This window comes from Pseudolysobacter antarcticus (assembly GCF_004168365.1).
GTDB lineage: Bacteria > Pseudomonadota > Gammaproteobacteria > Xanthomonadales > Rhodanobacteraceae > Pseudolysobacter > Pseudolysobacter antarcticus.
In genome coordinates this window covers 4,051,459-4,077,510 of record NZ_CP035704.1, presented here as the reverse complement: position 1 = coordinate 4,077,510, position 26,052 = coordinate 4,051,459, and the positions used below count along the sequence as shown (strand labels likewise).

Below are 26,052 nucleotides of genomic sequence, written 5' to 3'. Positions count from 1 at the left end.
TGCTCAGATTGAAAATCAAGCCGGCCCGATCGGCTTGGTCTGCGTGTCCAGCGACGATACGGCATCCAGTCCGGCCGTTCCCGGCGGTGCGTTGCGCACCCACAAATCCATCTGCGGAAAGGCGATATCGATCTTGGCCGCATCGAACGCGGCTTTGATGCGGAATTGCAAGTCGGTGCGCACGCGATTGCGTTGCGCGATCTCGGCGACGAACGCGCGCAGTTCGAAATCCAGCGTGCTATCGCCGAACGCAGTCATCCAGCAATTTGGCGCGGGATCTTTCAGCACGAGTGTATGTTCGGTCGCGAGACTCAACAGCAGATTTTGCACCTTGGCCGGATCGCTGCCGTAAGCCACGCCGACCTTGATCACGATGCGCGTGATCGAATCCGACAAGGTCCAGTTGACTAGGCGATCGGTGATGAAGGTCTTGTTCGGCACGACGACTTCGCGATTGTCCCAGTCGACGATGGTGGTGGCGCGCGTGCGGATTTTTGCGACCGTGCCTTCGACATTCGCCACGGTAATCACGTCGCCGATGCGGAACGGGCGCTCGAATAACACGATCAGACCGGAGACAAAATTGGCGAAGATTTCCTGCAAGCCAAAACCCAGACCGACGGTCAGGCCGGCGGCGAGCCATTGCAGGTTCGCCCACTGCACGCCGAGAAAACCGACGCCGACAATTACGCCGAACAACACGATCAGATACCGCACCAGACTGGTGATGGCGTAGCGCGTTGGCGCGTCGACATTCAGCCGGCGCAGCACGCCGATTTCGAGCAGGCCGGGCAGGTTGCGCGTGGCGACCCAGGTCAGGCTCAGCACGACAAACGACAGCAACACGGCGCGCAGGGTGAGGCTGAAATCGACGACTTCCTTGCCTTCGGTCAGGTGCGTGGCTTTCCAGATGCTGACCGTGTCGAGAAACGATAACGCGGGCGCCACATCCGACCAGATCAGCAGCAGCAACATCGTCAGCAGCAGCAGCGTCAGTACACGCACAACACGACGGGTTTGCTCGCCGAGACTGGCGATCGTCGTTTCGGTTTCTTCCACATCCGGCAACACTTCGACGTTTGCCGCATCCGGCTCGGCGTTCGCCTGTGCGTTGCGCTGATCTTCGGCGAGGCGTTCTTCCATGCGTTTGAGGGCGAGACGGCGTTCGCCGAGCATGAGCCAGCGCACCGCCAGTCCATGCAATACCGACACCGCGAGTGCCGCGCCGAACGATTGAAGCATGCGCTCGACCAGCGTGAACGCAGTGAAATAATAACCGGCGATTGCGAGCACGCCGCAGCCAACGAAAAATGCGCTGAGTACACCGCGCGTCAGCTGACGCAGGCGGATCGGTTCGGCTTGTACTGCGCCGCGTTGCGACCACACCGCACCCGGACGCAGCGCGCGCCACGTGAGTGCGGCGATGCCGAAAGCGCCAAGGATGAAGATCGCACGCCCGAACGTGGCATCAATTTTATCGGTATTGACCAGATTCAAAACGGTGTGCACGAACTGGATGATGAGCACGATGCCGGCGAGGCCAGGCAATAACGCGCGCAAGGCGTTGCGCCGCGCGCGCGGCCAGCGAAAATGCAAGTGCGCGAGACCTGTTTCGCGGATCAGCCAACTCAAAAACACCAATGTATACAGCGGCAGCGCCAGCGAAATCAGCGCGACACCGAGCGCGTTATCGAGCGGCTCGCCGCCACGTGCCGCTTGCAATACGCGCCCGACCAGCCACAACAACAGCGGCAACGGTAGTGCGGCGAGCAGGGTCAGAACCAATGCATTCAACGTGCAGCGATAACGATCGGTACGGATGCGCCGCATCGGCGTGGCGATGCGATCGAGCAACGCCGGCACGCGTAATTGCGCAAATATCGCGGCGCCGAGCAGTGCGATCAGCGCGGCGACAAATCCGACACCCGCAGCGCTGAAGTCGTGCCAGATATCGCGCAACGATTGCAGGTGGTTGGTGCTGAATACTTGCTGTGCGGTCTGCAGGAACTGGTTGTCCCAGGTCGCGTTGATCGGCGCGTGGCTCGGTGTCCATAGCAGGCGTGAGTTGAGTGTCGTGTTCAACGCGGTGGTGCTGCTGACCAGGCCGACGAGTTGTTGTTCGGTATCGCTGAGTGTGGTCACGAGTCGCGATTGCGCACCGATCAGACGCGGCAATAAGTCTGCGCGCGCACCGAGCAACTGCGACAGGTCATCGCCCATCGTATCGGGGTTGTCGGCCGGGCCGGCGCTTGGCGGATCCGGGCCGACAACGGGCGCGCGTATCGGTAGCGGTTTCAAGCCGCGCAGGCCTTCCTGTTCTTCGCGCAGGTCCACAAGCCGCAGCTTGGCTTGCGCGAGTTCGCTCTGCAGCTCGGCCAGTTCGCGGCGCAACGCCGGCAGCGGTTGCAGCTTGCGCCGTTCAGACAGCAGAATGAGGCCGACCGCTTCGCTCACACCGCCAGCCTTGAGCCGATCCTCGGTGTTCTTGGCCGCCAGTTCGGTTTCACTTCGTTGACCGCTGTAACGCGTTTTCAGATCGCGTACTTCGCCAAGGCGTTTTACCGCGGCGACGAGTTCTTCGCCGAGCGCGAGATTGGCGCTGGCCGCGTGTTGCAGCGGTGCCGGGCCGTTGGCATATTGATCGCTGGTTTGTTGCAGCCGCACGCGAATGTCCGCCACCGCCGAGCTGGCGCGATCCAGCACGATGGCTTCGAGCATGCTGACGCGCTGGCTGCGTTCATCGACCTCGCTGCGGCGATCGCTGCGCTGGTTCTGCAGCGTACGCATGCGCGCCTCGTAGGTGCGCTGTTCCATTTCCAGTGCGGCGAGATGGCTCCGCTGGTAACGCTGAGTGGCCTTCGCTGCGAGCCGCGCGGCTTCGGCCAGACTGGCTGGCGCGTTCGGCAGGCGCGGCGTGGTGGCGGCGTCCTGATCGGCTTCCGCATGGGCTTGCGCGAGTTCATCGCGTAGCGCGTCGGGGCGCTGGGTTTGCTGTTGTACTTCTTCGTCTAGCGAGCGAATGGCGTCTTGCGCTGTGGTCAATGCGCCGCGTTCCTGTTCGAGCAGATCACTGAATTGCGCGATCGTGGCTTGCGCTGGCAGTTTGGCGCGCCAGTCGGCGAGCGAGGTCGTGGCATCGCCGGCGGCGGTTGCATCGCTGTTGCGTGGCGCGTTGGCCGATGGCGTGGGTGTGTCGCGCAAGGACTGCAGTTTTGTCTGCTCGGCATCGGCGCGCTGATCGTCGTTCAGCGCATCGCGCAGCAGTTCTTCGACCTGTTTGCGTTGCGCTGCGCTGAGATCGTGCTTGCGCGGCAATGCTGTGATCGCCGCGTTGATCGCATCGGCCTGGGATGCGGGCAAAGCCGGCGCGGTATTGCTGCTAGCAGGCGGCGCGGGAGGTGCTGCGTGTACCGCGATGGCGAGTGCGGCGAGTAGCGGCAAAAACAGGATTCTGCGATACAAATGCATGCGGTTTTGGCGGTGCCTGCTAATATTGAGTTGCCGATTATGCGCCGCCAAGCCTAGCTCGTGCTGAATCGCTGGGCGTAATTCTGATGACCATGACTTGCGCGGGCGGGCCGCAAAAGCTACTATGCGCCTCTTTTTTTGCAGCCCTACGCGGAGCACTAATATGAAAGCAGACATCCATCCCCAATCGCACGACGTGGTGTTTCAGGATGCCTCTGCCAACTTTGCGTTCCTGACCCGGTCGACGATGACCAGCAAGGACAAGATCAAGTGGGAAGATGGCAAGGAATATCCGCTGATCAAGGTGGAAATTTCGAGCAAGTCGCACCCGTTCTACACCGGCAAGCACAAGGTGATGGATGTGGGCGGTCGCGTCGACAAGTTCCGCCAGCGCTACGCGCAGAAGTAAGAGTTTCTGCTGCCGGCGAATTCACCGTGGCGATTCCGCCCACGAGTGAGTTCGCAGTTTGCGTCGAGCATTGATCGAAAGCGCGATTGACGTTGACCGTCAGTCGCGCTTTTGCGTGTCTGCCATCCGGGTTTTCTCGATTGGAAAACGCTGTCAAGTGCCTTCCGTTTGGCGCGTTCGGGGTGCGCTTTACGTTGCGTGTACATACCGCAATCAAACGCTTGTGCGATAATTCGCTGCACTGCCGCATTGCGGGTCGACGCGCATAATCATCGACTTCATTGCGTTGCATTCGATTATGCAAGCGACTGGCGCTGTACGCCGGTCAACGATAGCCCGAAACCAAGCCTCAGGAGGCTGCTGTGTCTGACAAGAGCGTTGTACTGACCGATTCTGCGTCCAATAAAAGCACCACCTTGCCCGTTGTTACCGGCACCTTGGGCGATCCGGCGCTGGACATCGGCAAGTTGAACAAGGAGACCGGCTACTTCACTTACGATCCGGGTTTCATGTCGACCGCGGCGTGCAAAAGTGCGGTGACGTTCATCGATGGCGATCAAGGCATCCTGTTGTATCGCGGCTATCCGATCGAGCAGCTGGCGAAGCAGTCGAGTTTTCTCGAAGTATCGTATCTGCTCATGAACGGCGAACTGCCGACGCAGGCGGAATTCACCGCGTTCGACCACGAGGTGACGCATCACACGATGATGCGCGAGTCGCAGAAGAATTTCCTCAACGGCTTTCATTACGACGCCCATCCGATGGCGATGTTGTGCGCGTCGGTTGGTTCGCTCGCAGCGTTTTATCACGACGGCCTGGACATGAATGATCCGGCCCAGCGCCGCCTTTCAGCGATCCGCCTGCTGGCCAAGATGCCGACGATTGCGGCGGCGTGTTATCGCTATTCGATCGGCTGGCCGATCCGCTATCCGCGCAATAATCTCGAATACGTGACGCGTTTCCTGACGATGATGTTCGAGGTGCCGAGCGAGCCGCTCAAGCTCAATCCGGTGGCGGCGAAGGCGCTGGATCTGTTGTTCATCCTGCATGCCGATCATGAGCAGAACGCGAGCACCTCGACCGTGCGCTTGATCGGTTCCACCGGCGCGAATCCGTATGCGTGCGTCGCGGGCGGCATCGCCGCGTTGTGGGGACCGGCGCATGGCGGCGCCAATGAGGCCGTGCTGAAAATGCTCGCCGAGATCGGCGACGTCAAGAATGTTGCCAAAGCGGTGGATCGCGCCAAGGACAAGAATTCTGGTTTCCGCCTGATGGGTTTCGGCCATCGTGTGTACAAGAATTTCGATCCGCGTGCGACCATCATTCGCGAAATGACACACGAGGTGCTGAAAGAACTCGGCGTCTCCGATCCGCTGCTGGACGTGGCATTGGCGCTGGAGCAAGTCGCGTTGAAGGACGAGTATTTCATCGAGCGCAAGTTGTACCCGAACGTCGATTTCTATTCCGGCATCATCTACAAGGCGCTCGGCATTCCAACCGAAATGTTCACCGTGATGTTCGCGATTGCGCGCACTGCCGGCTGGGTCGCGCACTGGCTGGAACAGCATGAATCCGCCGATGCCAAGATCGGTCGTCCGCGCCAGATTTATACCGGCGCACCGACTCGCGAGTACAAGCCGATCATTACGCGCTGATCGTTCGCGAGTTACTAAAAAGCCCCGACTTGTGCGGGGCTTTTTTTTATGGAGATTCGACTTTTGGCGAATCGGATTTTTCGGCAACCAATTCAGTCGGTTTTCTCGGCGAGTAGAAGTTCCAGCGCGCCGCGCGAAGCACGTTTCATCGGCTTTTCGTCGATGCGGCTCAGCGGCGCTTGGCGCAGCAGGTCGAGTGGCAGCAGGGTCAGGTCGATAGCGATCTCGTCCGCCGAAAAAAGATACACCGGGAATTCGTCGGCGTCTTCGCGAGTCAGTCGCAGGAAGCGCGATTCCTCGTCGTACGGAATATGATTTTCATCGAGTAGATTTTGCAGCGTGCGCGGATCGTCGCTGAACAAATGCAGACAAACTGCCGAATGCTCATCGGCGCTGCCATCCAGCACTGCACCGACTAGGCGCGGCTCGAACGCGGCGAAAAACCGCATTGCTTCGAGCGCGACTTCGCGGCGTTGCTGCAAAAGCTGCGGCTGTGTATCCGCTTGGAAAAGGCGCTGATGCTCGCGTAGCGCGGCATCAATTTCGCTGTTCTTTGGCAAATAGGTTTCGGCGAAAATCCCGAGATGCGCCGCCGCTTTGCGCTTGGCCAGATGAAAATCGCGGATGCCTTCTTCGCTCATCAACCGCGCCGCTTCGACCGCGATGCGCCGACGTTGCTGCTGCGTGCGCAACGTGCCGTGATCTTGTTCGTGCTCGCGAGCGTGGCGGCGCATCAGAATACGTCGTAGGCGGCTTTCTCGTCCTGTTTCGAAGTTTCGGTCGGCGTATTTTCATTCGCCGCCAGATGCGCAATATCCTCGGACTTGAACACCTCGAGTATGGCGTGCGTATCGTTGCCGGAGGCGAGCGTGCCGGTGTCCGGATCGATGCGCGCACTGGCGATGCCTGTCGGCATTTCGAAGGGTTGTTCTTTGACGCCCTGCAGACTCGTGCGCATGAAATCGATCCAGATCGGCAGCGCGGCCTGCGCGCCGAATTCGCCGACGCCGTTGACGCGACCGAGCGAGGTGAAGTCGTCGAAACCGACCCACGTCGCAGTGACGAGATCGGCGTTATAGCCGTTGAACCACGCATCGCGATGATCGTTGGTACTACCGGTTTTGCCAGCCAGATCGTTGCGCTTGAGCACCATCGCGCCAGCCCCCGTGCCGCGCCGAACCACATCGTGCATGAGCGAGCCGATCAGGTAGGCGACGCGCGCATCGAGTACGCGCGGCGCGAGATTCGGTGCGGTCGTATTGGCGCTTGGCGCCGCCGCGGTCGTTGTCGCCGTCGCCGGTTCGATCACGCCTAGGGCGTTGGCGGCGACGACCGCAGGGTCGACCTTGACCACACGACCATTGTCTTGCGCACGCTCGGCACAGCGTCGGCATGCCAACGCCGGATGCGCGTGGAAAACTTCCTTGCCGTCGCGGTCGTAAATGCTGTCGACGAAATACGGATCGATCAGAAAACCGCCGTTGGCGAAAACCGCGTAGCCGCGCGCCATGGTTAGCGGCGAGACCGATGCGGTGCCGAGCGCCATCGACAGGCTTTCGGGAATTTGCTCGGGTGTGAAGCCGAATCGCGTGATGTACTCGCGCGCGTAATGCACACCGATCGCATCGAGCAGGCGGATCGAGACCAGGTTTTTCGACAGCACCATCGCTTCGCGCAAGCGCATCGGACCTTCAAATTTGTCGTCGTCGTTCTTCGGCGTCCACAGGCCGTTTGGCTTGGACGGATCTTCGAATACCAAAGGCGCATCGTTGATGATCGAGGCCGGAGTAAAGCCATGATCGAACGCCGCGGCATACAGGAACGGCTTGAAACTTGAACCCGGATTGCGATTGCTCTGGGTCACGCGATTGAACTTGCTGCGACCGAAACTGAAGCCGCCAACCATCGCCTTGATCGCGCCGTTTGCAGGATTGAGTGCCAGCAACGCCGCTTGCGCGAGCGGCAATTGGGCTAGTTTCCACTTGCCATCGGCATTGCGCGTGAGACGAATCACGTCGCCGGGCTTGAGTACTGCATCGACCTTTTTCGGCGCCGCGCCGCGATGGCTGTCGTCCTGATACGGGCGCGCCCAATCGATGGCTTCGAGATCGATCGGTACGCTCTGGCTGTCGACCAGGTAAACCGTGGCGGATTTTTCTGCGCTTTCGGTTACTACGCCAGGCACCAGCCCGGCAATCGGGTGATACAGCGCCAGAAGTTTGTCCAGCTCCGCCGGCTGCATGCCGGGATGGATGTCCAGGTGTGCTTCGGCACCACGAAAACCGTGGCGTAAATCGTAGCTGATGAGACCGTCATGCACAGCACGATTGGCGCCATCCTGCATGTGCGAATCGAGGGTGGTGCGGATGACGTAGCCTTCGGTTAGCGCATCGTTGCCAAAGCGCTTGATTGCTTCCTGGCGCACCAGTTCGGCGACGTAAGGTGCTTCGGCCTCGATTGGCGGCTCGTGAGCGTAGGATTGATCGATTTCGGTGCTGGCCTGCTTGAACTGTTCGGCGCTGATGAAGCTGTTATCGAGCATACGCTGCAGGACGTAATTGCGACGTTCCAGCACGCGTTCGCGGCGATTCAGCGGATTGCCGCTGGACGGAAACTTCGGGATCGATGCGAGCACGGCGCATTCGGCTAGGCTCAGCTGATCGAGGGTCTTGCCGTAGTAGAACTCGGCGGCGGCACCGACACCGTAAGCGCGATTGCCGAGAAAAATCTTGTTCAGATACAGCTCGAGAATCTCGTCCTTGCTGAGTTCGTGTTCCATGCGCACGGCGAAAAAGATCTCCGAGATCTTGCGCGTGAGGCTCACTTCCGAGCTGAAAAAGAAATTGCGCGCCACCTGTTGCGTGATCGTGCTGCCGCCAGCGACCTTGAACTTGCCGGTGCTCAGCATCAACCAACCCGCACGCGCGATGCCTTGCCAGTCATAACCCGGGTGTTCGTAGAAACGCGCATCCTCGACCGCGATGAACGCCTCCTTGACCAGCGTGGGCACGTTGGCGATCTTGACCGGAATGCGTCGGGTCTCGCCGAACGTCGCAATCAGCTTGTCATCGGCCGAGTACACCCTGAGTGGCACCTGCAGGCGAACATCGCGCAGCGCTTCCACGGAAGGCAGGCCCGGCGCGATCAGCCAGTACGCCACGGTGACGCCGATAACGGCCAGCAGAACTCCGCTGACGGCGAGAATCAACGCGTATCGAATCAGTCTTAGGAACAAGCGCATGGAGAGTGGGGCTGCTCATGGGCGATCAACTGCTGATCGCTAGGGCGGAAAGTATAAAGCCTACGCCGCGAGCTTGCTGAACGGTCGGTGCGGCTGGCCGGATTAATGGCTCCAAAACGAGATGTTAAGTCCTTGTGGATTCGATGTATTTGCCGGGGCGTTTAAAAAACGTTGCATTCAGTCACACATCCGATTTAATGTAATGGTGTACGTTTCGCTCCTAAGAGCGCGTAAGCAAGGGGAATTCCGTGGGGCTGCTGAGCACTAGAACACCACCGCTGGTCGGCATCGACATCAGTTCGACCGCTGTGAAATTGCTCCAATTGAGCGAGTCGGGTGGACGCTATCGCGTGGATTGTTACGCGGTGGAGCCCCTGCCGCCGAATGCTGTGGTCGAAAAGAACATCGTTGAGGTCGAGGCCGTCGGTGAAGCACTGCGACGCGCGTTGAACCGCTCCGGCGCCAAGACCAAGTTTGCCGCCGCCGCGGTTGCCGGCTCCGCGGTTATCACCAAGATCATTCCGATGCCGGCAGATTTGTCCGATGACGATCTGGAAGGTCAGATCCAAATCGAGGCGAATCAGTACATTCCGTATCCGCTGGAAGAAGTCAGCCTGGATTTCGAAGTTTTGGGGCCGCTCAAGGACAGCCCCGAGATGGTTAACGTGTTGCTGGCCGCATCGCGTACCGAAAACGTCGATCTGCGCGTTGCGGCGCTGGATCTCGGTGGATTGACCGCCAAGATCATCGACGTCGAAGCCTATGCGATGGAGAACGCGTACAAGCTGATCGCGGCACAACACAACGTGCCGGCCGATGCGCTGGTCGCCGTTGTCGATGTTGGCGCGACCATGACCACGCTTATCGTGCTACAGGGCGGACGCACGATTTATTCGCGCGAACAAGTATTTGGTGGCAAGCAGCTGACCGACGAAGTGATGCGCCGTTACGCGCTGTCGTACGAGGATGCCAGTCAGGCCAAGCGTCATGGCGGATTGCCTGAATCGTATGAAATCGAAGTGCTGGAACCGTTCAAAGAGGCAATGGTGCAGCAGATCAGTCGTTTGCTGCAGTTCTTCTTCGCCGGCAGTGAATACAACAAGGTTGATCAAATCGTGCTCGCCGGAGGCTGTGCCTCGATCAGCGGCGTCACCGACTTGATTGAAAACCAATTGAACGTGCATGCGCTGGTTGCCAATCCGCTGGCCAATATGTCGCTGTCGCCGCGCGTGCAGGCACAGGTCTTGGCTATGGATGCGCCCGCGCTGATGATTGCCTGTGGTCTCGCGCTCAGGAGCTTCGACTGATGGCTAAAATCAATCTATTACCGTGGCGCGCAGCGCGACGCAAACAGCGCGAGCGCGAGTTTTACATGGTGCTCGGCGCGTCGCTTGTGGCAGCAGTGCTGGTTTTTCTGGGTGCGATGCTGTTCATGGATTCGCGCATCGATAACCAGCAAGCCCGCAATCATTATCTCGAAGGCGAGAACAAGCTGCTTGATGCCAAGATCGTCAAGATCGACAAGCTCGACAAGGAAAAAGCCCGTTTGCTCGCGCGCAAGCAAATTATCGAGCAGCTGCAGGCCAACCGTTCGCAAATGGTGCATCTGTTTGACGAGCTCGTAAAAACCATACCGGATGGTGCGCGACTGAGTGGGCTCAAACAGAGCGGCGACATTCTCACATTGGAAGGGCATGCGCAGTCCAACGCCAGCGTTGCCAATTACATGAGGAGCCTCGACGCTTCGCAGTGGTTGTCGCACGCGGATCTGAAAAAGAGTGAGGCGAAAGGCGATGACAAGAAAAATCGCTTCCTGTTCGGCTTGGATGTGAAATTGCGCAAGGCTGGAACAGAACAGACGGAGCAAGATGCGACGGGTGGGGCTGCGCCGGCCAAGCCAGCAAACCCGCCCGCAGCACCAGCCGCTCCACCGCCGACAACACCCATCACGCCGCCGGCATCTGCCACTCCGAAACCGGCGGCGGCAACCCCGACAACACCTGCCACACCTGTCGCGGGAGGCAAGTCATGAGCTTTTTTTCTGATCTGAGCAATCTGGACCGAAATAATATTGGCGCTTGGCCGGTAGCGATCAAGACATTCTTTGCGGTGTTGTTGTTCGTGCTGATTCTGTTCTTGGGATGGTATTTCAAAATCAGCAACCAACAAGAAGAGCTCGATCGTTATGTGATCCAGGAGGATGGGCTGCGCAAGGATTTCATCAAGAAACAAAGCCGCGTGGTCAATCTTGAGGCTTTGGAGCAACAGCTGAAAGACATCGAGGCCATTTTGCGCCAGATGTTGCGTCAGTTGCCTGGCAAAACCGAAATGCCGAAGCTGCTGGAGGATATCTCGCAGACTGCGCTGGCATCCGGTATCGAAACGGAATTGTTCGAACCTGGTGCGGAGACGCCGAAAGAGTTTTACGCAGAGAAACCGATCAAGCTGCGCATGATCGGCACCTATCATCAGTTCGGCAATTTCATCAGCGGTGTCGCCACTTTGCCGCGAGTGGTGATTTTGACCATGCACGATGTAGCCCTGAAGCCGAGCACCACGCCCACGCGTGGCAAAGCCGGAGGTTCGGGCGATCTGGTGCTGGAGGGCACAGTCAAAACCTACCGTTATGTCGAAGAAGATGAAGCTGCAGATGCTGCTGCGAAGCCGGGAGTGAAATGAACATGCGCGCACAGCAAAGCATGAAATTTATTCTCGGCAGCGCATCCCTGACCTTGATCCTTACTTTGTCGGCGTGCTCATCCGGCACCGCTGATCTGGAACAATGGACCGCGCAGGAAAAAGCCAAGCGCGGCGCGCCGCTCGACCCTTTGCCAGTTATCAAGACATTCGAGAACTTCGAATATAAGGATCAGGATCTGCGTGATCCTTTCAGTCCGAGCATCGAAGAACAGCAGCAGGCCCAAGCAGTAACGCAGGCCGGGTTGCATCCGGATGATCATGCGCACGAAGCGCTGGAGGCGTTTCCGTTGGATGCGTTAAAAATGATGGGAACGCTGGGCTCAGGAGCGCAGATGGAAGGTTTGATCAAGGATCCTGACGGTGTGATTCACAGAGTACACGCGCGCAATTACATGGGCCAAAACAACGGTCGCATTAACTCGATTGCTGAAGACCACATTGATCTAGTTGAACTGCTGCCAAATGGCGTCGGTGGCTGGATGGAACATCCAGTGGCACTCGCCATGGATGAGAAATAGACGCTGGGGAGTGCAAGATGACCGCGACCGTTGAAAAAATTCATGTACACGCGCGAGCGCTGACCCGCCTCACGATGCCGCGCTTGGGCGTGTTGTTGGCATTGTTGCTCGGCATCGGTGTGAGCGTATCCGCATATGCGGAAAACGTCTTGCAAGATGTCAGTTACGTCGCTCTGCCGGGCGGCAAGGTCGAGATCACTTTGAAACTCGCCACGCCGCCGCCGCCGCCGCAGGTTTTCGCGACGGAAGCGCCGCCGCGTATCGCCCTCGATCTGGCTGCAACGCATAATGCTGTTACCCAACGCCATATCGATATCGGCACAGGTGCCACCAGCGGCATCTCGATTGTTGAAGCCGGCGGACGTACCCGTGTCGTGGTTGATCTGTTCCATCCCAGTACTTATGAGACGCGCGTCGAAGGCAGTAATCTGGTCTTGGCTGTGGGCACTTCTGGCGGCAATACGCCGGTAACGGCCGCAATGGCCAGCACGGATCCGACCAAATCAGTCGCTCTTGCCGGCAGCCCGGATATTTCGAATATCGACTTCCGCCGTGGCAAAGCTGGTGAAGGTCGAATCATCGTGGATTTTTCCGCTGCTGGTGCTGCTGCGGACTTGCGCCGCGAAGGTGACAAGATCGTGATCGATGTGCGTAATGCACATCTGCCCGCCAAGCTGGCGCAGCATCTGGATGTGATGGATTTCGCCACGCCGGTGCATGCGCTCGACATCAAACCGAATGCCGGTGGAGCGCGCATCGAGATCAGCGCCGCATCGCCTTTTGAGCAGCTCGCGTATCAAACGGGCAATCAGTACATCGTCGAAATTGCGCTGCCGCGCGACAAGTCCAAGGACAAGAAAGACAAAAATCAGGAGCCGGAATACAACGGCAGCCGTGTCACGTTCAATTTCCAGGATATCCCGACACGTTCGGTGCTGCAGTTGATCGCCGATGTGTCTGATCTCAACATCGTGGTATCGGATACCGTGCAAGGCAATGTCACCTTGCGTCTCATCAATGTGCCGTGGGATCAGGCATTGGATCTGGTATTGCAAGCCAAGGATCTGGACAAGCGTCGCAAAGGTAACGTGATCTGGGTAGCTCCGCAGAAACAAATCGCGGATCGGGAGCAATCCATTGCAGCCGCGCGGCAGAAACTCGAGCAGCAAGCCGAACTCATTTCAGACTATATTCCGATCAGTTATGGCCACGCGAAGGATATCGCCGGACTGTTAACGGATCAGAGCAAGACCGCAACAGCCGGCGGTGCTGGTGGTTCAGCGGCTCCAAGTGCGCGAGGTTTCCTTTCCGAACGCGGCACTGTGTCTTTCGATGAGCGCACTAATACCTTGCTGGTCAACGACACGCCCGATCGCATCAGGGATGTGCGCGAACTCATTGCGTTGCTCGATCGTCCGGTGCGTCAAGTCTTGATCGAGTCGCGCATCGTCATCGCGTCGGATAATTTCTCACGTGAATTGGGTGCCAAGTTCGGCATCAGCGGCGCACATCAGGATGGCAACGGCAATGTGATCAGTACCTCGGGTACGCTTTCCGGTGCTGACCAGATGACCAACGCCGCTCTTGTGAGTCGTTCTACAGGTACAGGGCGAAGCTTGCCAGTTGGCGCAGCGGGTGCGATCGGCGGCGGCGTTCTGGTGCCATCGCTGGCGAACGCGTTGAACGTCAACCTACCTGCGTCGACACCGTCAGGCAGCTTTGGCCTAGCGATTCTCGGAGCCGACTATCTGCTTGATCTGGAGCTGTCAGCTTCGCAAAAAGAAGGCCGTAGCGAAGTCATCTCCAGTCCGCGTGTAATCACGGCCAATAATCAGGAAGCGATCATCAAACAGGGCACCGAGATTGGTTATTTGACCATTCAGGCCGCCAGTACCGGAAGTTCATCTGCGCTTCCCACCGTAGCGTTCAAGGATGCCGTGCTCGAGCTACGTGTGACTCCCACGATTACCGCCGACAATCGTGTATATCTTGCCATGCACGTTAAAAAGGACAGTCTGAATTCGTTCATCTCGATTCCTGGCGGTGGTGTAGTACCGCAGATTGATACACGCGAAATCAATACATCCGTCCTGGTAGACAATGCCCAGACCGTCGTGCTCGGTGGCGTGTATGAAGCGACCAAGATCGAAAATGTAAACAAGGTACCTTTTCTTGGCGACCTGCCGGCTGTTGGCCTCTTGTTTCGCGATAAATCAAACTCGAACAACAAGGCGGAGCTGCTGATCTTCGTCACCCCACGTATTCTTAGCGATACCCTTAAATAACCCCCGCCCGCTGTGGTGGAAATATAACCCTTACGCGAGCACGGAGACGAAATAATGAAGGCCTTGATCAACAAGCTCAGCTTGCTGCTGATCGCCCTGACACTGACAAGTTGTGGCGGCGGTGGTGGCGGTACGGGTGGCGCATTTCAGCCACCGCCAGGTTCAGCACAGGTGGCGTCACTCACGGCGTCATCAGCAACCGGTACGATATCAACCAATAATTTCGTGGATATCACGATTACGGCGAGGAATTCTGATAATTCACTAGCCAAAGATGGCACATCTATCAATGCCTTGCTAACGCCGACAGCAATTGGCGTGATCACGAACGGTAGCGCAACGGTAGGTAGCTCGACTGCTAGTGGCGTAACTACTGGAGGAGTTGCTGCATTCCGATTCAGTAGCGGTGTAAACACAGGCGGCGCTCATCTGGTTTTCTCGACTGTAAATACCGCGCAATCCACTATTAGCACTGCGGTTGATATCACTGTTAGCGGTAGCACAACTGATCAGCGCCTGACTCTTAGCCCAAGCACAATAACCCTGCCGCTAAATCCAAACGCTGGTGATTTTCCGTTTATTGGTTCGCCGTATATGGGCGAGGTGACAATTACGCGCAGGCATCAGAGTGGTCAGTTGATCACCGGTACTGAAAAAGACAATACCTCAATAGCGCCATTGCAGATTGCGGCATTTTCGATACTGGATGATCCAGCAACGCCTTGGGTTGGTGCAACCAAGATTCCGCCAACTGCAGAGGGCAACGAATTTCTGACCGAGCTCGGCAGTGGCCCGGTAAACGTAACCGGCGGACAAGGTACGGTATTCATCCATGCGCAGGGCACTCCTGGTGTGGCGACGTTGATCGTGACCGCAGTAGATCCCGATAGTGGTCAGACGATAAGTGCCAGCGTCACGGTGAATATTGTCAGCACGGTTCCTCCGCTGCCGGCTACGGTATCGCTATCCACCCAAACTAATGCGGTATATACATCCACATCCGGTGGTACTAGCAGTTCGACGATTACTGCCGTAGTGCAGACCGGTGCCTCCGTACCGGTTCCTGATCCAGGCTCTGGCAATAATGCTTATGACAATATCCAATTCGATATCATTGGCGATAATCCGGGGCACGCAAGTTTGTCCGCGGTCAACGCTGCCGGTGTGTCGTCCCCGCAGGGTGCCACAAGCGTGCGAACCCATACTTCGGGCGGTATTGCCAATGTCGTATTTATTGCTGGAACACAAACTGGTCCGATTCAGATAAAGGCAACAGCTGATCGCTCCGACAACAATGTGGATACCGGCATACAGGATCCCGTGAGCGCTACGATTACCATGATCGTTTCGGATGGCAAACTTTTCAGCATCGCAATCTCCTCGCCGGTGGTCAATGGCCTCACTGTAAATTCGATATCAGGTCAGGTCAGTAGCTCAAGTACCACCCCCGGCGATCCTAATGCCACTTACAGCATTGTCCAGAGCGCTACTGCTACGGACCGAGCCGGTAATCCGGTGTTACCCGGTACCGTAATCAATTTTGGTCTGGTGGATGCGCCTGCCTCGAACAGCATAAATTTCGGTTCGGGGAACTTCCTCATCACGGGCGCGTCTGGTGATCCGAAGGAAAATGGCACGATCTTCACAGATCTGGCTAGCGGTCATTTCAAAACAGCCGGTGGTGGTGCGGGGCCAGGCGATACCTTGCTTGTGTTTGGCCACTCGACAACATTTGATGGCTATGCAGCGCCGATTGGCAATCGTGATCTCGAAAGCTCGCGAAAAATTCAGTCCGTCGAAACAGATACCCAGCTCACCGTTGCATCACCGTTTAATCCTAACGATGACACGGGTGTGTCGGTAAATAATTTTGGCGTAATTCCATATGTAATTGGTCATGCTACCGCCGGCAATATCACGGCTGCTGTCACAACGAACTCAGTGGGTGTCGCGTCCGCTTCCATGACCTATGCCGCGTCGCATTTGGGCCAATATGCCTATGTGTGGGCACAGGGTACTGCCACTACAGCGAGCGGTACGAAGACTATTGGCGATGTTGCCGCCTCCGGTTATCCCGGCGTTGCACCAGCTGTGCTATCGGTACCGTCCAGTATCGTCGGCAATACCACTACAACTATTCTAGTTTGCGTGACCGATGCGCTCATCCAACCGATGGCACAGCAAGTGATTGGCTTCGCGTTTGAGAATACCGGTAGTGGTTTCGCAACCATCGATCCCCCAGCACCTCCCGCTGTGGGTCAGTCCAGCGGCTTCTTTATGAGTCCGACTGACGCGAGCGGCTGTGCGACGGGTATCGTCGTAACCAGCGGTTTGACCAATACCGGAACAACGGCGCCAGACGTGGTTATCTCCGCAGATGGACAGCAAAAAACGGTCAAGATCGCGGTCGGCGGTGCACCAGTATTGCAAGCGTCACCGTCTGCGCTTACCGATGGCGGTTCAGTCTTGCTTTCACTTACCGACGATCATGGAAATGCAATTCAGAATGTCGCGATAAGTGTAGTCTGCACGCAAGGGGCGGCAGCATCGGCAGTGCTTCCGACAGGAACGGCAGGTACCAGTCATGTAGATATTTCCGCAACTGGTCTTGATGCGGCGAAAACGCCTAAAACCGCCACCTGCACCTTCACCGCCGCAGACGGGGCGACCGCGATTGTCAATGTCACCGGTAGGGATATTTGCCTAACCGACAAGACCGCCACCGGCTGTGATGCGATACCGCAAACACAGGTGACCGTGAATCTGCAGAATGCAGGAGATCCTGGTCACATAGTCAAGGGGAGCGTCACCGTTTCCGGTACGGAATTGACGCTACCATCGTCGGGTGGGTGCAGTATTGCCGGCACAGCGACCTCGGCAAGTTGCGGATACTCATTTGACAAGGGAACCCAAGTCTCGCTGAAAGCGGTTCCAAGCGGCGCAACCCAATTCTTCGGCTGGACCGGAGGTTGTGGTACTACCAGCGGGCTGAACGCCAATTTCACCGCCGGGGCTGATGCCACCTGCACAGCGAACTTTATTTGCACCGCCGCATCATGCCCTTGATGCCCTAGCTATATTGAGTTGCTGAAGTAATACAAGCGGGGCCGAATTGAGGCCCCGTTTGCTTAAAAAGGGATGGAAAATTTTCCTGTCTTTGTTGTGAGTATTGGTTTCGATGAGCTCGTACCGCAAGACACTTGAGAAAGGCGCAAAAGCCTATCGTTGCGGCGATATGCCATTAGATGCTTTCCTGATTGTGAGCGGCAGTGTCGAAATTTCCATTCGTCGCGATGGAGTTCAAATACCAGTCGTTACGCTGAGCAGCGGCGAAATGTTCGGGGAAATGGAGTTGATCGATGGCGGTATGCGGCGATTGACAGCAAGCGCAATGACCGACTGCGTACTGCAAATTATCAAGCGTGAGCAAATTGTAGAACGATTGGACAATACCGATCCGATCGTGCGCGCACTGTTACAGCGACAACTTTCGCGCTTTCGAGTCGCCTTGGAATTGATCGAGTCGGACGTGATTGCTGATACAGGGCACACCGATCCAAGCGCCTCCGTTGTGACTTCCGCTATCGCCAAACTTCGTCTGGAAGCGCAATTGCGTGAAGCACTTGAGCAGGGCGTGTTGGAAATATTGTGGCAACCCATTGGCGCAATTGCCGACGGTCGTATCGTGGGTTATGAGGCACTCATGCGCTGGCCGCATGTAGATCTCGGCGATCTCATGCCCAAGCAGTTTATAGCGCTGGCGGAAGAAACCTCGTTGATCGTGGTGCTGGGCGACTATGCCCTGCAACGAGTGTGCATCGCACTGCGTGCGCTCGCGGATTGCGGTTGCTCGCCTATGCCATACATTGCGCTGAATGTTTCTGGGCGTGCCCTAAGCAGCGCAGTCTTCGTCGATCAGATTATTGCCTCCGCTGTAAGACACGGAATCGATACGGCATGGATCAGGCTCGAAGTCACCGAAAGCGTTTTTCTGGATTACCACCAGATTGAAGAACTTATTCAGCGCTGCCACGCGGTAAACATTCGCGTTGCTGTAGACGATTTCGGCACTGAGTATTCCAATTTTTCGCATTTGCACCGGCTGGCTTTCGATACCATCAAGCTGGAGCAGAATTTCACCCACGATCTGGATCAGCCGCGTTGTCTCGCCATGGTGCAGGCGATTATCGCTGTCGCACGCGCGATCGACGCCGACATCGTTGCCGAGGGAGTCGAGACCGACGCCCAGTTGCAGCAACTGCGGCAGCTCGGCTGCGATTACGCGCAGGGTTTCCTGATTGGCAAACCGCTCACTTCAACTGAGCTTCTCGCCAGCATTTCCTGAACAAAGCTGTCGCCGCTAAACTTTTTCGCCCAGGCGCTGTCCTAACTGCACGCCGAGCCGGCTTGCTCTCTTGCTCTTGTTTCCCGCGGCATGATCGCGCGAAATATAGGGTGTCGCGAAGCCGTTGAAACAATACCGCATCGCAATTGATACCATGCTTGCCGCTGCACGCGAACATCAACCCAAGAACCTAGCCCGACACAATGGATATGCCTGATATCGCCTCCGACCTCTCACCCGCTCCCGTCGCGCCTGATCGGATCACTCCAGCGCAGGAAACTAACCTTTCAGTGGCGTTCCAAACACTGCGCACCGAACTTTCTCGTTGCATCATCGGCCAGGCCGCGCTGGTCGATCGCCTGCTGATCGCCTTGCTTGCCGATGGCCATTTGCTTGTGGAAGGCGCACCGGGGCTGGCCAAAACCACCGCGATCAAGGAACTCGCCGCGCGCCTCGAAGGCGATTTCCACCGCATCCAGTTCACGCCGGATCTATTGCCAGCCGACCTTACTGGCACCGAAATCTATCGTCCGCAGGAAAGCCGTTTCGAATTCCAGCGCGGCCCGGTATTCCACAATTTCATACTTGCCGATGAGGTCAATCGCGCGCCGGCGAAGGTGCAATCTGCCTTGCTCGAAGCGATGGGCGAGCGTCAGGTGACGGTGGGCAGCGTCACTTATCCGTTGCCGCCGTTGTTTCTCGTCATGGCGACACAAAACCCGATCGAGCAGGAAGGCACGTATCCGTTACCCGAGGCGCAGCTTGATCGTTTTCTCATGCATGTGCGTGTCGGTTATCCCGACGCCACCGCCGAGGCCGCGATTCTCAAGCTCACGCGCAATCGCGCGCGCGCCGAACTGCACCCCACCAGTGCACCGAAACGTTTGCTGACGCAGGCGCAGATATTCGCTGCGCGCGAAGAGGTATTGTCGTTGTATCTGGCGCCCGCGCTCGAAGAATATCTGGTGCAATTGGTGCTCGCCACGCGCACGCCGCAGCTGTATGGCGACGACCTCAAGCGCTGGGTGAATTTCGGTGCAAGTCCGCGCGGCACGATGGCGCTGGATCGCTGCGCGCGCGCGCATGCGTGGCTCAACGGCCGCGATTATGTCGCGCCGGAAGATATCCATGCGGTCGCCGCCGATACGCTGCGCCATCGTGTGCTGTTGTCCTACGAAGCCGAAGCCGAAGGCGTCGATAGCGATCGCCTGATCGCGCAACTGCTGGCACGTGTGCCCTTGCCTTGAGTTGAATGATGGTTGTTGAGACCGATTCTGCGCGTACGCGCGACGCTGCCGTGCATGTGCAGCTCGAAACCCTGATCGCGTTGCGTTTGCGCGCGCGCAGTCTGGCCTCGGCGCTGGCGCGAAGAGTCAGCAGCGTGCCGGCCGGCGCGCACGGTTCGCGTTTTCGCGGACGCGGTGTCGATTATCGCGAGTCGCGTATCTATCAACCTGGCGACGATATCCGTCACATGGATTGGCGCGTCACCGCGCGCAGTGGACGTCCGCACACCAAGCTGTTTGAGGAGGAGCGCGAACGCAGCGTATTGCTGATCGTCGATCAGAATCCGTCGCTGCATTTCGGTACGCGTGTGCGTTTCAAATCGGTGCAACTGGCGCGCGCCGCGGCGCTGGTAGCATGGGCGACTGTGCAGGGCGGCGACCGCGTCGGCGCGCTCGGTTTCGGCGGTGGCATTCATGCAGAAATCAAACCCGGCGGTGGCCCACGCAGCGCACTCGCAGTATTGCGCGCGTTACGCGATTGGGACAACGCCGCGAGCGATACGATCTCGCCGTTATCCGAAGCACTCAAACGCGCACGCCGATTGGCCAAGCCTGGCACGCGCGTATTGCTGCTTAGCGATGGCTTCAGTGCCGATGCCGACGCGCTGGCGCCGTTGTCATTGCTCGCGCAACATTGCGATATTGCCGCCGTGATTCTGAGCGACACGCTGGAGCTCAGCGCACCACCGCCAGGGCGCTACGCCGTGCGCAGCGGCGGCAATACGAGGTTATTCGATTTCGCACGTGCAAACGTGCGTGAGCAATGGTCGCAAACGTTTGCCGAACGGCGCGACGGCTTGCTCGGCTTGTTGCAAAAACGTGCGTTGCCGTCGATCCGCATCGACACCCGCGATGAACCGGATCGCGAACTTGCGCGCCTGCTTTCTGGCGCCGTGCCGCTGGAGAAAAGCGCGTGAATCCGAACGACGCGCCAGTCCTGCAGGATATCCATCTGCCGCCCGATCCGTCGTGGTGGCCGCCCGCGCCGGGCTGGTGGTTGCTGGCATTCGTGCTGTTCGTAATGATTGCGTTGATTGTGCGTTTCAGCGTGCCGCGCTGGCGGCAACGGCGGCGCAGCGTTCGCGCGCTGGCGGAATTTGAAAACATTGTCACCTCGTTTCACGGTCAGCAGAATCACCTGAAACTCGCTGCCGATTTATCGCAATATTTGCGCCGAGTCACGCTGCTGCGCATGCCGCACGCTGTGGCACTGAGTGGCGATGCGTGGCTCGATCATCTTGATACCGCCGCAGGCACGCAAGAATTTCGTACCGGGATCGGTCGCGTGTTGCTGGATGCGCCGTATCGTCCGGCGCAGCCGTTTGACGCGCCGGCGTTGATCGCCCTCACACGTCGCTGGACCTGTGCCGTGCTGAGGAGCTCACATGCTTGAGTGGGCGTGGCTCTGGGTATTTTTTGCATTGCCGCTGCCGCTGTTGATCGCGTGGTTACGATCGCCAGCGGCGAACGTGCCGAGTGCCGCACTGCGCCTGCCGTACGGCGGTCTCGCGCTGGATCAGGCACGTGGCGCCAGTCCGGTGCCGCGCCTGCGCAGCGTGCTCGCGGCATTGGTCTGGCTGGCCTTGCTGACCGCTGCGGCGCGGCCGCAATGGGTTGGCGATATCGTCGATCTGCCGCGCAGCGGTCGCGACCTGCTGCTGGCCGTGGATACCTCGGGCAGCATGGATACGCGCGACATGGCGCTCGGTGGCCAGGCTGCGACGCGCTTCGATGCAGTCAAGGCCATCGCTGGCGATTTCATCCAGCGGCGTATCGGCGATCGCATTGGGCTCGTGCTGTTCGGCTCGCAGGCGTTCCTGATGACGCCGCTCACGTTCGATCGCAACACCGTATTGACCCAGCTCAACGAATCCGCGGTCGGCTTGGCCGGGCGCGAAACCGCGATCGGCGATGCGATCGGATTGTCGGTGAAGCGCCTCCATGCGCGCCCGCAAAATCAGCGCGTGCTGATCCTGCTCACCGACGGCGTCAACAACTCCGGCGAACTCGATCCGCACAAGGCGACCGAGGTTGCGGCGAGCGAGCATGTGCGCATCTACACCATCGGTATCGGTGCAGAAGCGATGCGCGTCGACAGTTTTTTCGGCAGCCAGGTGGTCAATCCATCGGCCGATCTGGATGTCGGCATGCTCAGCGAAATGGCGCAGAAAACCGGCGGGCGTTTTTATCGTGCGCGCAACACCGAAGAACTCGCGCAGATTTATCACGAGATCGATCAGCTCGAACCGTCCGCGGCGGACAGTGAGCATTTCCGCCCGGTCGACGAATTGTTCTATTGGCCGCTCGCACTCGCGCTGCTGCTGGCCGCTGCCGGCGTCATCGCGCCACGCTTGCGCGATGTGCGTTTCTCGCGGGCGCTCGCGACATGATTGAGACGCTGCACGAGTTTCATTTTCTGCGTCCGTGGTGGTTGCTGGCGCTGTTGTTGTTGCCGCTGTTGCTGCGTGCGCTGCGCCAGTTCGGCAGTGCGGGCGACGCGTGGCGCAACGTCGTCGACGCGCATCTGCTGGAGTATCTGATCGAGCGCGATACGAATACCGCGACCGGCTTGCCGCGTGGGTTGATTGCCATATGCTGGGTCATCACCGCATTGGCTTTGGCTGGTCCAGCATGGGAGCGTTTGCCGCAACCGCTGTTTCAAAATCGGGCTGCGCATGTCATCGCGTTGGAGCTTGCGCCGAGCATGCTCGCGGGCGATCTCAAGCCAAGCCGACTCGAACGCGCGCGTTACAAAATCAGCGATCTGCTCAAGCGTGGCAGCGATGGACAATTCGCGCTGCTCGCCTACGCCGGTGATGCGTTTGTCGTCGCGCCACTCACCGACGATGCCAACACGGTTGCCAATCTGCTCGAACCGCTTGATCCCGGTGTGATGCCGGTGCCAGGCAACGACACCGCGCATGCGATCGATCGCGCGGTAAAACTCATTCATCAGGCGGGCCTGAAAACGGGCGATGTTGTGCTGTTCGCCGACTCGGCCAGCAGTAACGGCGTCGATGCGGCGAAGCGCGCCTTGGCTAGCGGCGTGCGTATCTCGGTGCTGGCCGTTGGCACCGAGCAAGGCGCGCCGGTGGCATTGCCGCGTGGTGGATTTCTGCAGGACGCGAATGGCAATGTCGTGATTCCCAAGTTGCAGATTGCCGAGTTGCAAGCGTTGGCCAGTGCAGGCGGCGGACGCTACGCCGCGCTGAGTGTCGATAGCGCCGATCTCGATGCGTTGCTCGGTGCGCACGATGGCGCAGCAGCAGGCGATAGCGACGCGAGCATCACTGATGCGGTCAGTCCGCGATTTCAGGATCGCGGGCCGTGGTTGCTGCTGTTGCTGGTGCCGTTGTGTGCGCTCGGATTTCGGCGCGGCTGGTTGTTGATTTTGCCGCTGCTGTTGACGCTGCACAGCACGCCGTCGCAAGCGATGGGTTGGGCGGATCTGTGGCAGCGGCCAGATCAACAAGCCGCCGAACAGCTCAAGGCCGGTGACGCAAAATCCGCGCAAGCGCTTGCGCAAGATCCGGCGTTGCGTGGTGCGGCGGCGTATCGCGCTGGCGATTATGAGCGCGCCGCGCAATCGTTCCAGGCCGCTGGCAGCGCGGATGCGCAATACAATCTCGGCAATACGCTGGCGAGCCAGAAACATTACGAAGAAGCGCTGGCTGCCTACGACGCCGCGCTCAAACAACAACCGGGAATGGCAGACGCCGAAAAGAATCAACAGGCGATCAAGGCGTGGCTGGAAAAACAAAAGCAGAAACAGCAGCAGGACAAAAATCAGCAAGGCCAGAAAGATTCGAAAGATCATCAAGGCAAGGATCAGCAGGACGGCGGCAAGGGCGACAGCCAATCCTCGCCGCAGGATAAATCACAGGCCACGAACAAGGATCAGCAAAGCGGCGCGGACAAGGATGCCCAGCAGAAATCCGACGATGCGCAGCAGGATCAACAACAAAAATCCGGCGACGACGCGCAGGATCAAAAAGAAAAATCCGAGGCCGAGAAGAAAAAATCCGGCGCGGCAAAAAATGACAAGTCTGCCGATGAAAAATCTGGCGACGAAAAAGACGGCGCGCAGCAAGGCGACAAACAATCCGCCGACGCCAAGGCCGCCGACGAAAAACAAAAACAGCAGCAATACAAACAGGCGATGGACAAGGCCTTGCAGCAAGGCGAGCCGGGCCAGCAACAAAAAGACGGCAAGCCCGCGGCGGTGCGCGAGGAAATCGCGCCGACCGAAAAAGAGCAGGCGATGCAGCAATGGTTGGAGCGCATTCCCGATGATCCGGGCGGTTTGCTGCGACGTAAATTCCAACTCGAATATCAGCGCCGTGTACAAGGCGGCGACAAGGAGCAACACCCGTGAAATCGCTAATCTTGCGCATGACTTTGGCGCTGATGTTTTTACTGGTCGGATTGCTCGGCGGCGTCAGCGCGCACGCGGCGAGTGCGCGCGCGACGATCGATCGCGATACCGTGCAGCTCGGCGAAACGCTGACCTTGAATGTCGAGCTCGAAGGCAGCACCAGCAACAGCGACCCCGATATCACGGTACTGCAAAAAGATTTTGACATCCTCGGCAAATCGAGCAGCACCTCGATCAACATCATCAACGGCCAGAGCAGCAGCAAGGTGTTGTGGGCAGTCGGTTTGCAACCCAAACGTGAAGGCACGCTGACGATCCCCTCGCTGAATATCGGCGGCGCCCGCACCCAAGCCTTGAGCGTGATCGTGAAAGCGATGGCGGCCTCCAGCAGCACCGATGCGAGCGGCAAACCGGTCAGCGATGTGATGGTCGAACTCACGGTCGACCCGCATGCGCCGTATGTGCAACAGCAAGTGCGCGCGACGCTGAAACTGTATTACGCGGTGAACCTGACTGAAGGCAACCTCGAAGATCCGCACCTCGACGGCATCGTGGTCAAAAAGCTCGGACAGGACAAGCAATACCAGGGCAACTTGAATGGCCGCAACTACAATATCCTCGAACGCCATTATGCGATTACGGCAGAAAAAAGCGGTGCGGTGACCTTACCCGCAGTCAATTTTCGCGGGCGTGCGCAGGACGCAAACGATCCGAACAGTTTCTTCAATCGTGGCCGTATTGTCGCCGCGCATTCCGATGCGTTGCAGCTCGATGTGCGTGCGCGACCGGCTGATTCCGGCACCGGTCCGTGGTTGCCCGCCGCCAGCATGACTTTGACCGCCGACGGTGTGGATGCGACCAGCAGCGTGCGTGTCGGCGAGCCGATCACGTTGAACTTGCACCTCAAGGCGCAGGGCTTGGGCTTCGAACAATTGCCCGAACTGAATCTCGGCAGCGTTGATGGCGCCGAAGTGTATCCGGACAAATCCGCGACGCGCACGCGCGATGACGGCACCTGGCAATACGGCGAGCGCGATCGAAAATTCGCGATCGTGCCGACACGTGCGGGCAAGCTCAAATTGCCCGAGGTCGAAGTGCGCTGGTGGGACACCGAGCATGATCGCGCCGCTGTCGCGAGCGTGCCGGCGCAGGAGATCGACGTGCTGCCTGCGGCGGGTGCTGCGCCTGTGGCAAATGCATCGACGCCGCCGCAGTCGGCTGCGGATGCAATGTCCTCGGCCACAGATTCTGCGGCGTTGATCGCAGCGCAGAATCAGGCACAAACATGGCGCTGGCTGGCGCTCGCGAGTTTGCTGTTGTGGACGTTCAGTGCGCTGGGCGGATTGTTCTGGTATTTGCGCCAGCGTCGCGCCAGCCATGCCGCGACCAACAAACTCGACGCGGTCGCGACCACGATCGATGACAGCAAGCCGCGTAACGCATTTCGCGCCGCGTGCGGACGCAACGACCTCGATGCGGCGGCGCAAGCATTGCTGCGCTGGGCACGTTTGTACCGCCCCGACCTGCGCAGCCTCGGCGAGCTTGCGGCACTGGTGGGCGATACATCGCAACGCGAATCCCTGGTTCTGCTCGAACGCGCGCGCTACGGCGATGGCAATGGCGCAGGTTTGGCCGAACGTGTCGCCAAGGCATTCGCCGGCCTGATTTCATTTGGCCATCCAGACGTCCAAAATAAAACCGATTCGGTACTGCCGCCATTGTATCCGACACGCATCTGATCGGCGTTGATTCATCGCCACATCGGCGCGC

18 protein-coding genes are annotated in these 26,052 nt (G+C 58.6%); 15 read left to right on the top strand and 3 right to left on the bottom strand.

Annotation, left to right across the window (positions count from 1 at the left end; all coding sequences use genetic code 11):
* Positions 1-15: 15 nt before the first annotated feature.
* On the bottom strand, positions 16-3,468 hold the full coding sequence (locus ELE36_RS17440) for a mechanosensitive ion channel domain-containing protein (RefSeq protein WP_165371674.1): 3,453 nt from the start codon (positions 3,466-3,468) through the stop codon (positions 16-18).
* Positions 3,469-3,631: 163 nt separating this feature from the next.
* Here ELE36_RS17440 and ELE36_RS17435 point away from each other — a divergent pair, with 163 nt between their 5' ends.
* Complete coding sequence (locus ELE36_RS17435; protein ID WP_129835555.1) at positions 3,632-3,877, top strand: type B 50S ribosomal protein L31; 246 nt, start codon at positions 3,632-3,634, stop codon at positions 3,875-3,877.
* A 362-nt stretch (positions 3,878-4,239) separates the two neighbouring features.
* Positions 4,240-5,532 carry a citrate synthase gene (locus ELE36_RS17430; protein WP_129835553.1) on the top strand — a complete coding sequence of 431 codons (1,293 nt, stop codon included), beginning with the start codon at positions 4,240-4,242 and terminating at the stop codon, positions 5,530-5,532.
* Between the two features lie 92 nt (positions 5,533-5,624).
* On the opposite strand, the gene ELE36_RS17425 is transcribed toward ELE36_RS17430, so the two are convergent.
* Both ELE36_RS17425 and ELE36_RS17420 read right to left on the bottom strand, forming a co-directional pair.
* Positions 5,625-6,266, bottom strand: a complete 642-nt coding sequence (locus ELE36_RS17425; RefSeq protein WP_129835551.1) for a hypothetical protein — start codon at positions 6,264-6,266, stop codon at positions 5,625-5,627.
* The gene (locus tag ELE36_RS17420) at positions 6,266-8,773 is read right to left on the bottom strand and encodes a penicillin-binding protein 1A (RefSeq protein WP_129835549.1); all 2,508 of its coding nucleotides are present in this window, start codon (positions 8,771-8,773) and stop codon (positions 6,266-6,268) included. The genes ELE36_RS17425 and ELE36_RS17420 overlap by 1 nt, the downstream gene beginning before the upstream one ends.
* 248 nt (positions 8,774-9,021) lie before the next feature.
* On the opposite strand from ELE36_RS17420, the gene ELE36_RS17415 reads away from it, so the two are divergent.
* The 13 genes from ELE36_RS17415 (at position 9,022) to ELE36_RS17355 (ending at position 26,021) form a co-directional block, all read left to right on the top strand.
* Positions 9,022-10,080 (top strand): pilus assembly protein PilM, encoded by a 1,059-nt coding sequence (locus ELE36_RS17415; RefSeq protein ID WP_129835547.1) that lies wholly within the window; start codon positions 9,022-9,024, stop codon positions 10,078-10,080.
* Positions 10,080-10,805, top strand: coding sequence for a PilN domain-containing protein (locus ELE36_RS17410; protein ID WP_129835545.1), 726 nt, complete (start codon positions 10,080-10,082; stop codon positions 10,803-10,805). The genes ELE36_RS17415 and ELE36_RS17410 overlap by 1 nt, the downstream gene beginning before the upstream one ends.
* Positions 10,802-11,452, top strand: coding sequence for a type IV pilus inner membrane component PilO (locus ELE36_RS17405; protein ID WP_129835543.1), 651 nt, complete (start codon positions 10,802-10,804; stop codon positions 11,450-11,452). Before ELE36_RS17410 ends, ELE36_RS17405 begins: the two co-directional genes overlap by 4 nt.
* Positions 11,449-11,991: a pilus assembly protein PilP gene (locus tag ELE36_RS17400; protein ID WP_129835541.1), complete on the top strand. Its 543-nt coding sequence runs from the start codon at positions 11,449-11,451 to the stop codon at positions 11,989-11,991. Before ELE36_RS17405 ends, ELE36_RS17400 begins: the two co-directional genes overlap by 4 nt.
* A gap of 17 nt (positions 11,992-12,008) precedes the next feature.
* Entirely contained in the window at positions 12,009-14,276 is a 2,268-nt protein-coding gene (locus ELE36_RS17395) for a type IV pilus secretin PilQ (RefSeq protein ID WP_242512296.1), read from the top strand.
* A gap of 54 nt (positions 14,277-14,330) precedes the next feature.
* Positions 14,331-17,342 carry a beta strand repeat-containing protein gene (locus tag ELE36_RS17390; protein WP_129835539.1) on the top strand — a complete coding sequence of 1,004 codons (3,012 nt, stop codon included), beginning with the start codon at positions 14,331-14,333 and terminating at the stop codon, positions 17,340-17,342.
* A gap of 112 nt (positions 17,343-17,454) precedes the next feature.
* Entirely contained in the window at positions 17,455-18,621 is a 1,167-nt protein-coding gene (locus ELE36_RS17385; RefSeq protein WP_129835537.1) for an EAL domain-containing protein, read from the top strand.
* Positions 18,622-18,824: 203 nt separating this feature from the next.
* Positions 18,825-19,868 (top strand): AAA family ATPase, encoded by a 1,044-nt coding sequence (locus ELE36_RS17380; RefSeq protein WP_129835535.1) that lies wholly within the window; start codon positions 18,825-18,827, stop codon positions 19,866-19,868.
* Between the two features lie 8 nt (positions 19,869-19,876).
* Complete coding sequence (locus ELE36_RS17375; RefSeq protein ID WP_165371673.1) at positions 19,877-20,824, top strand: DUF58 domain-containing protein; 948 nt, start codon at positions 19,877-19,879, stop codon at positions 20,822-20,824.
* On the top strand, positions 20,821-21,300 hold the full coding sequence (locus ELE36_RS17370; protein WP_129835531.1) for a DUF4381 domain-containing protein: 480 nt from the start codon (positions 20,821-20,823) through the stop codon (positions 21,298-21,300). Before ELE36_RS17375 ends, ELE36_RS17370 begins: the two co-directional genes overlap by 4 nt.
* Positions 21,293-22,297: a vWA domain-containing protein gene (locus ELE36_RS17365; protein ID WP_129835529.1), complete on the top strand. Its 1,005-nt coding sequence runs from the start codon at positions 21,293-21,295 to the stop codon at positions 22,295-22,297. Before ELE36_RS17370 ends, ELE36_RS17365 begins: the two co-directional genes overlap by 8 nt.
* Positions 22,294-24,282 (top strand): VWA domain-containing protein, encoded by a 1,989-nt coding sequence (locus tag ELE36_RS17360; RefSeq protein ID WP_129835528.1) that lies wholly within the window; start codon positions 22,294-22,296, stop codon positions 24,280-24,282. The genes ELE36_RS17365 and ELE36_RS17360 overlap by 4 nt, the downstream gene beginning before the upstream one ends.
* A complete protein-coding gene (locus ELE36_RS17355; protein WP_129835526.1) occupies positions 24,279-26,021 on the top strand; it encodes a BatD family protein in 1,743 nt (580 codons plus the stop codon). Before ELE36_RS17360 ends, ELE36_RS17355 begins: the two co-directional genes overlap by 4 nt.
* Positions 26,022-26,052 lie beyond the last annotated feature (31 nt).

Excerpts from the sequence above, each read along its gene's own strand:
- ELE36_RS17375 (WP_165371673.1), top strand. The coding sequence starts at position 19,877 with ATGGTTGTTGAGACCGATTCTGCGCGTACGCGCGACGCTGCCGTGCAT.
- ELE36_RS17365 (WP_129835529.1), top strand. The coding sequence starts at position 21,293 with ATGCTTGAGTGGGCGTGGCTCTGGGTATTTTTTGCATTGCCGCTGCCG.
- ELE36_RS17410 (WP_129835545.1), top strand. The coding sequence starts at position 10,080 with ATGGCTAAAATCAATCTATTACCGTGGCGCGCAGCGCGACGCAAACAG.
- ELE36_RS17400 (WP_129835541.1), top strand. The coding sequence starts at position 11,449 with ATGAACATGCGCGCACAGCAAAGCATGAAATTTATTCTCGGCAGCGCA.
- ELE36_RS17435 (WP_129835555.1), top strand. The coding sequence starts at position 3,632 with ATGAAAGCAGACATCCATCCCCAATCGCACGACGTGGTGTTTCAGGAT.
- ELE36_RS17380 (WP_129835535.1), top strand. The coding sequence starts at position 18,825 with ATGGATATGCCTGATATCGCCTCCGACCTCTCACCCGCTCCCGTCGCG.
- ELE36_RS17440 (WP_165371674.1), bottom strand. The coding sequence starts at position 3,468 with ATGCATTTGTATCGCAGAATCCTGTTTTTGCCGCTACTCGCCGCACTC.
- ELE36_RS17405 (WP_129835543.1), top strand. The coding sequence starts at position 10,802 with ATGAGCTTTTTTTCTGATCTGAGCAATCTGGACCGAAATAATATTGGC.
- ELE36_RS17360 (WP_129835528.1), top strand. The coding sequence starts at position 22,294 with ATGATTGAGACGCTGCACGAGTTTCATTTTCTGCGTCCGTGGTGGTTG.
- ELE36_RS17385 (WP_129835537.1), top strand. The coding sequence starts at position 17,455 with ATGAGCTCGTACCGCAAGACACTTGAGAAAGGCGCAAAAGCCTATCGT.
- ELE36_RS17390 (WP_129835539.1), top strand. The coding sequence starts at position 14,331 with ATGAAGGCCTTGATCAACAAGCTCAGCTTGCTGCTGATCGCCCTGACA.
- ELE36_RS17420 (WP_129835549.1), bottom strand. The coding sequence starts at position 8,773 with ATGCGCTTGTTCCTAAGACTGATTCGATACGCGTTGATTCTCGCCGTC.
- ELE36_RS17395 (WP_242512296.1), top strand. The coding sequence starts at position 12,009 with ATGACCGCGACCGTTGAAAAAATTCATGTACACGCGCGAGCGCTGACC.
- ELE36_RS17425 (WP_129835551.1), bottom strand. The coding sequence starts at position 6,266 with ATGCGCCGCCACGCTCGCGAGCACGAACAAGATCACGGCACGTTGCGC.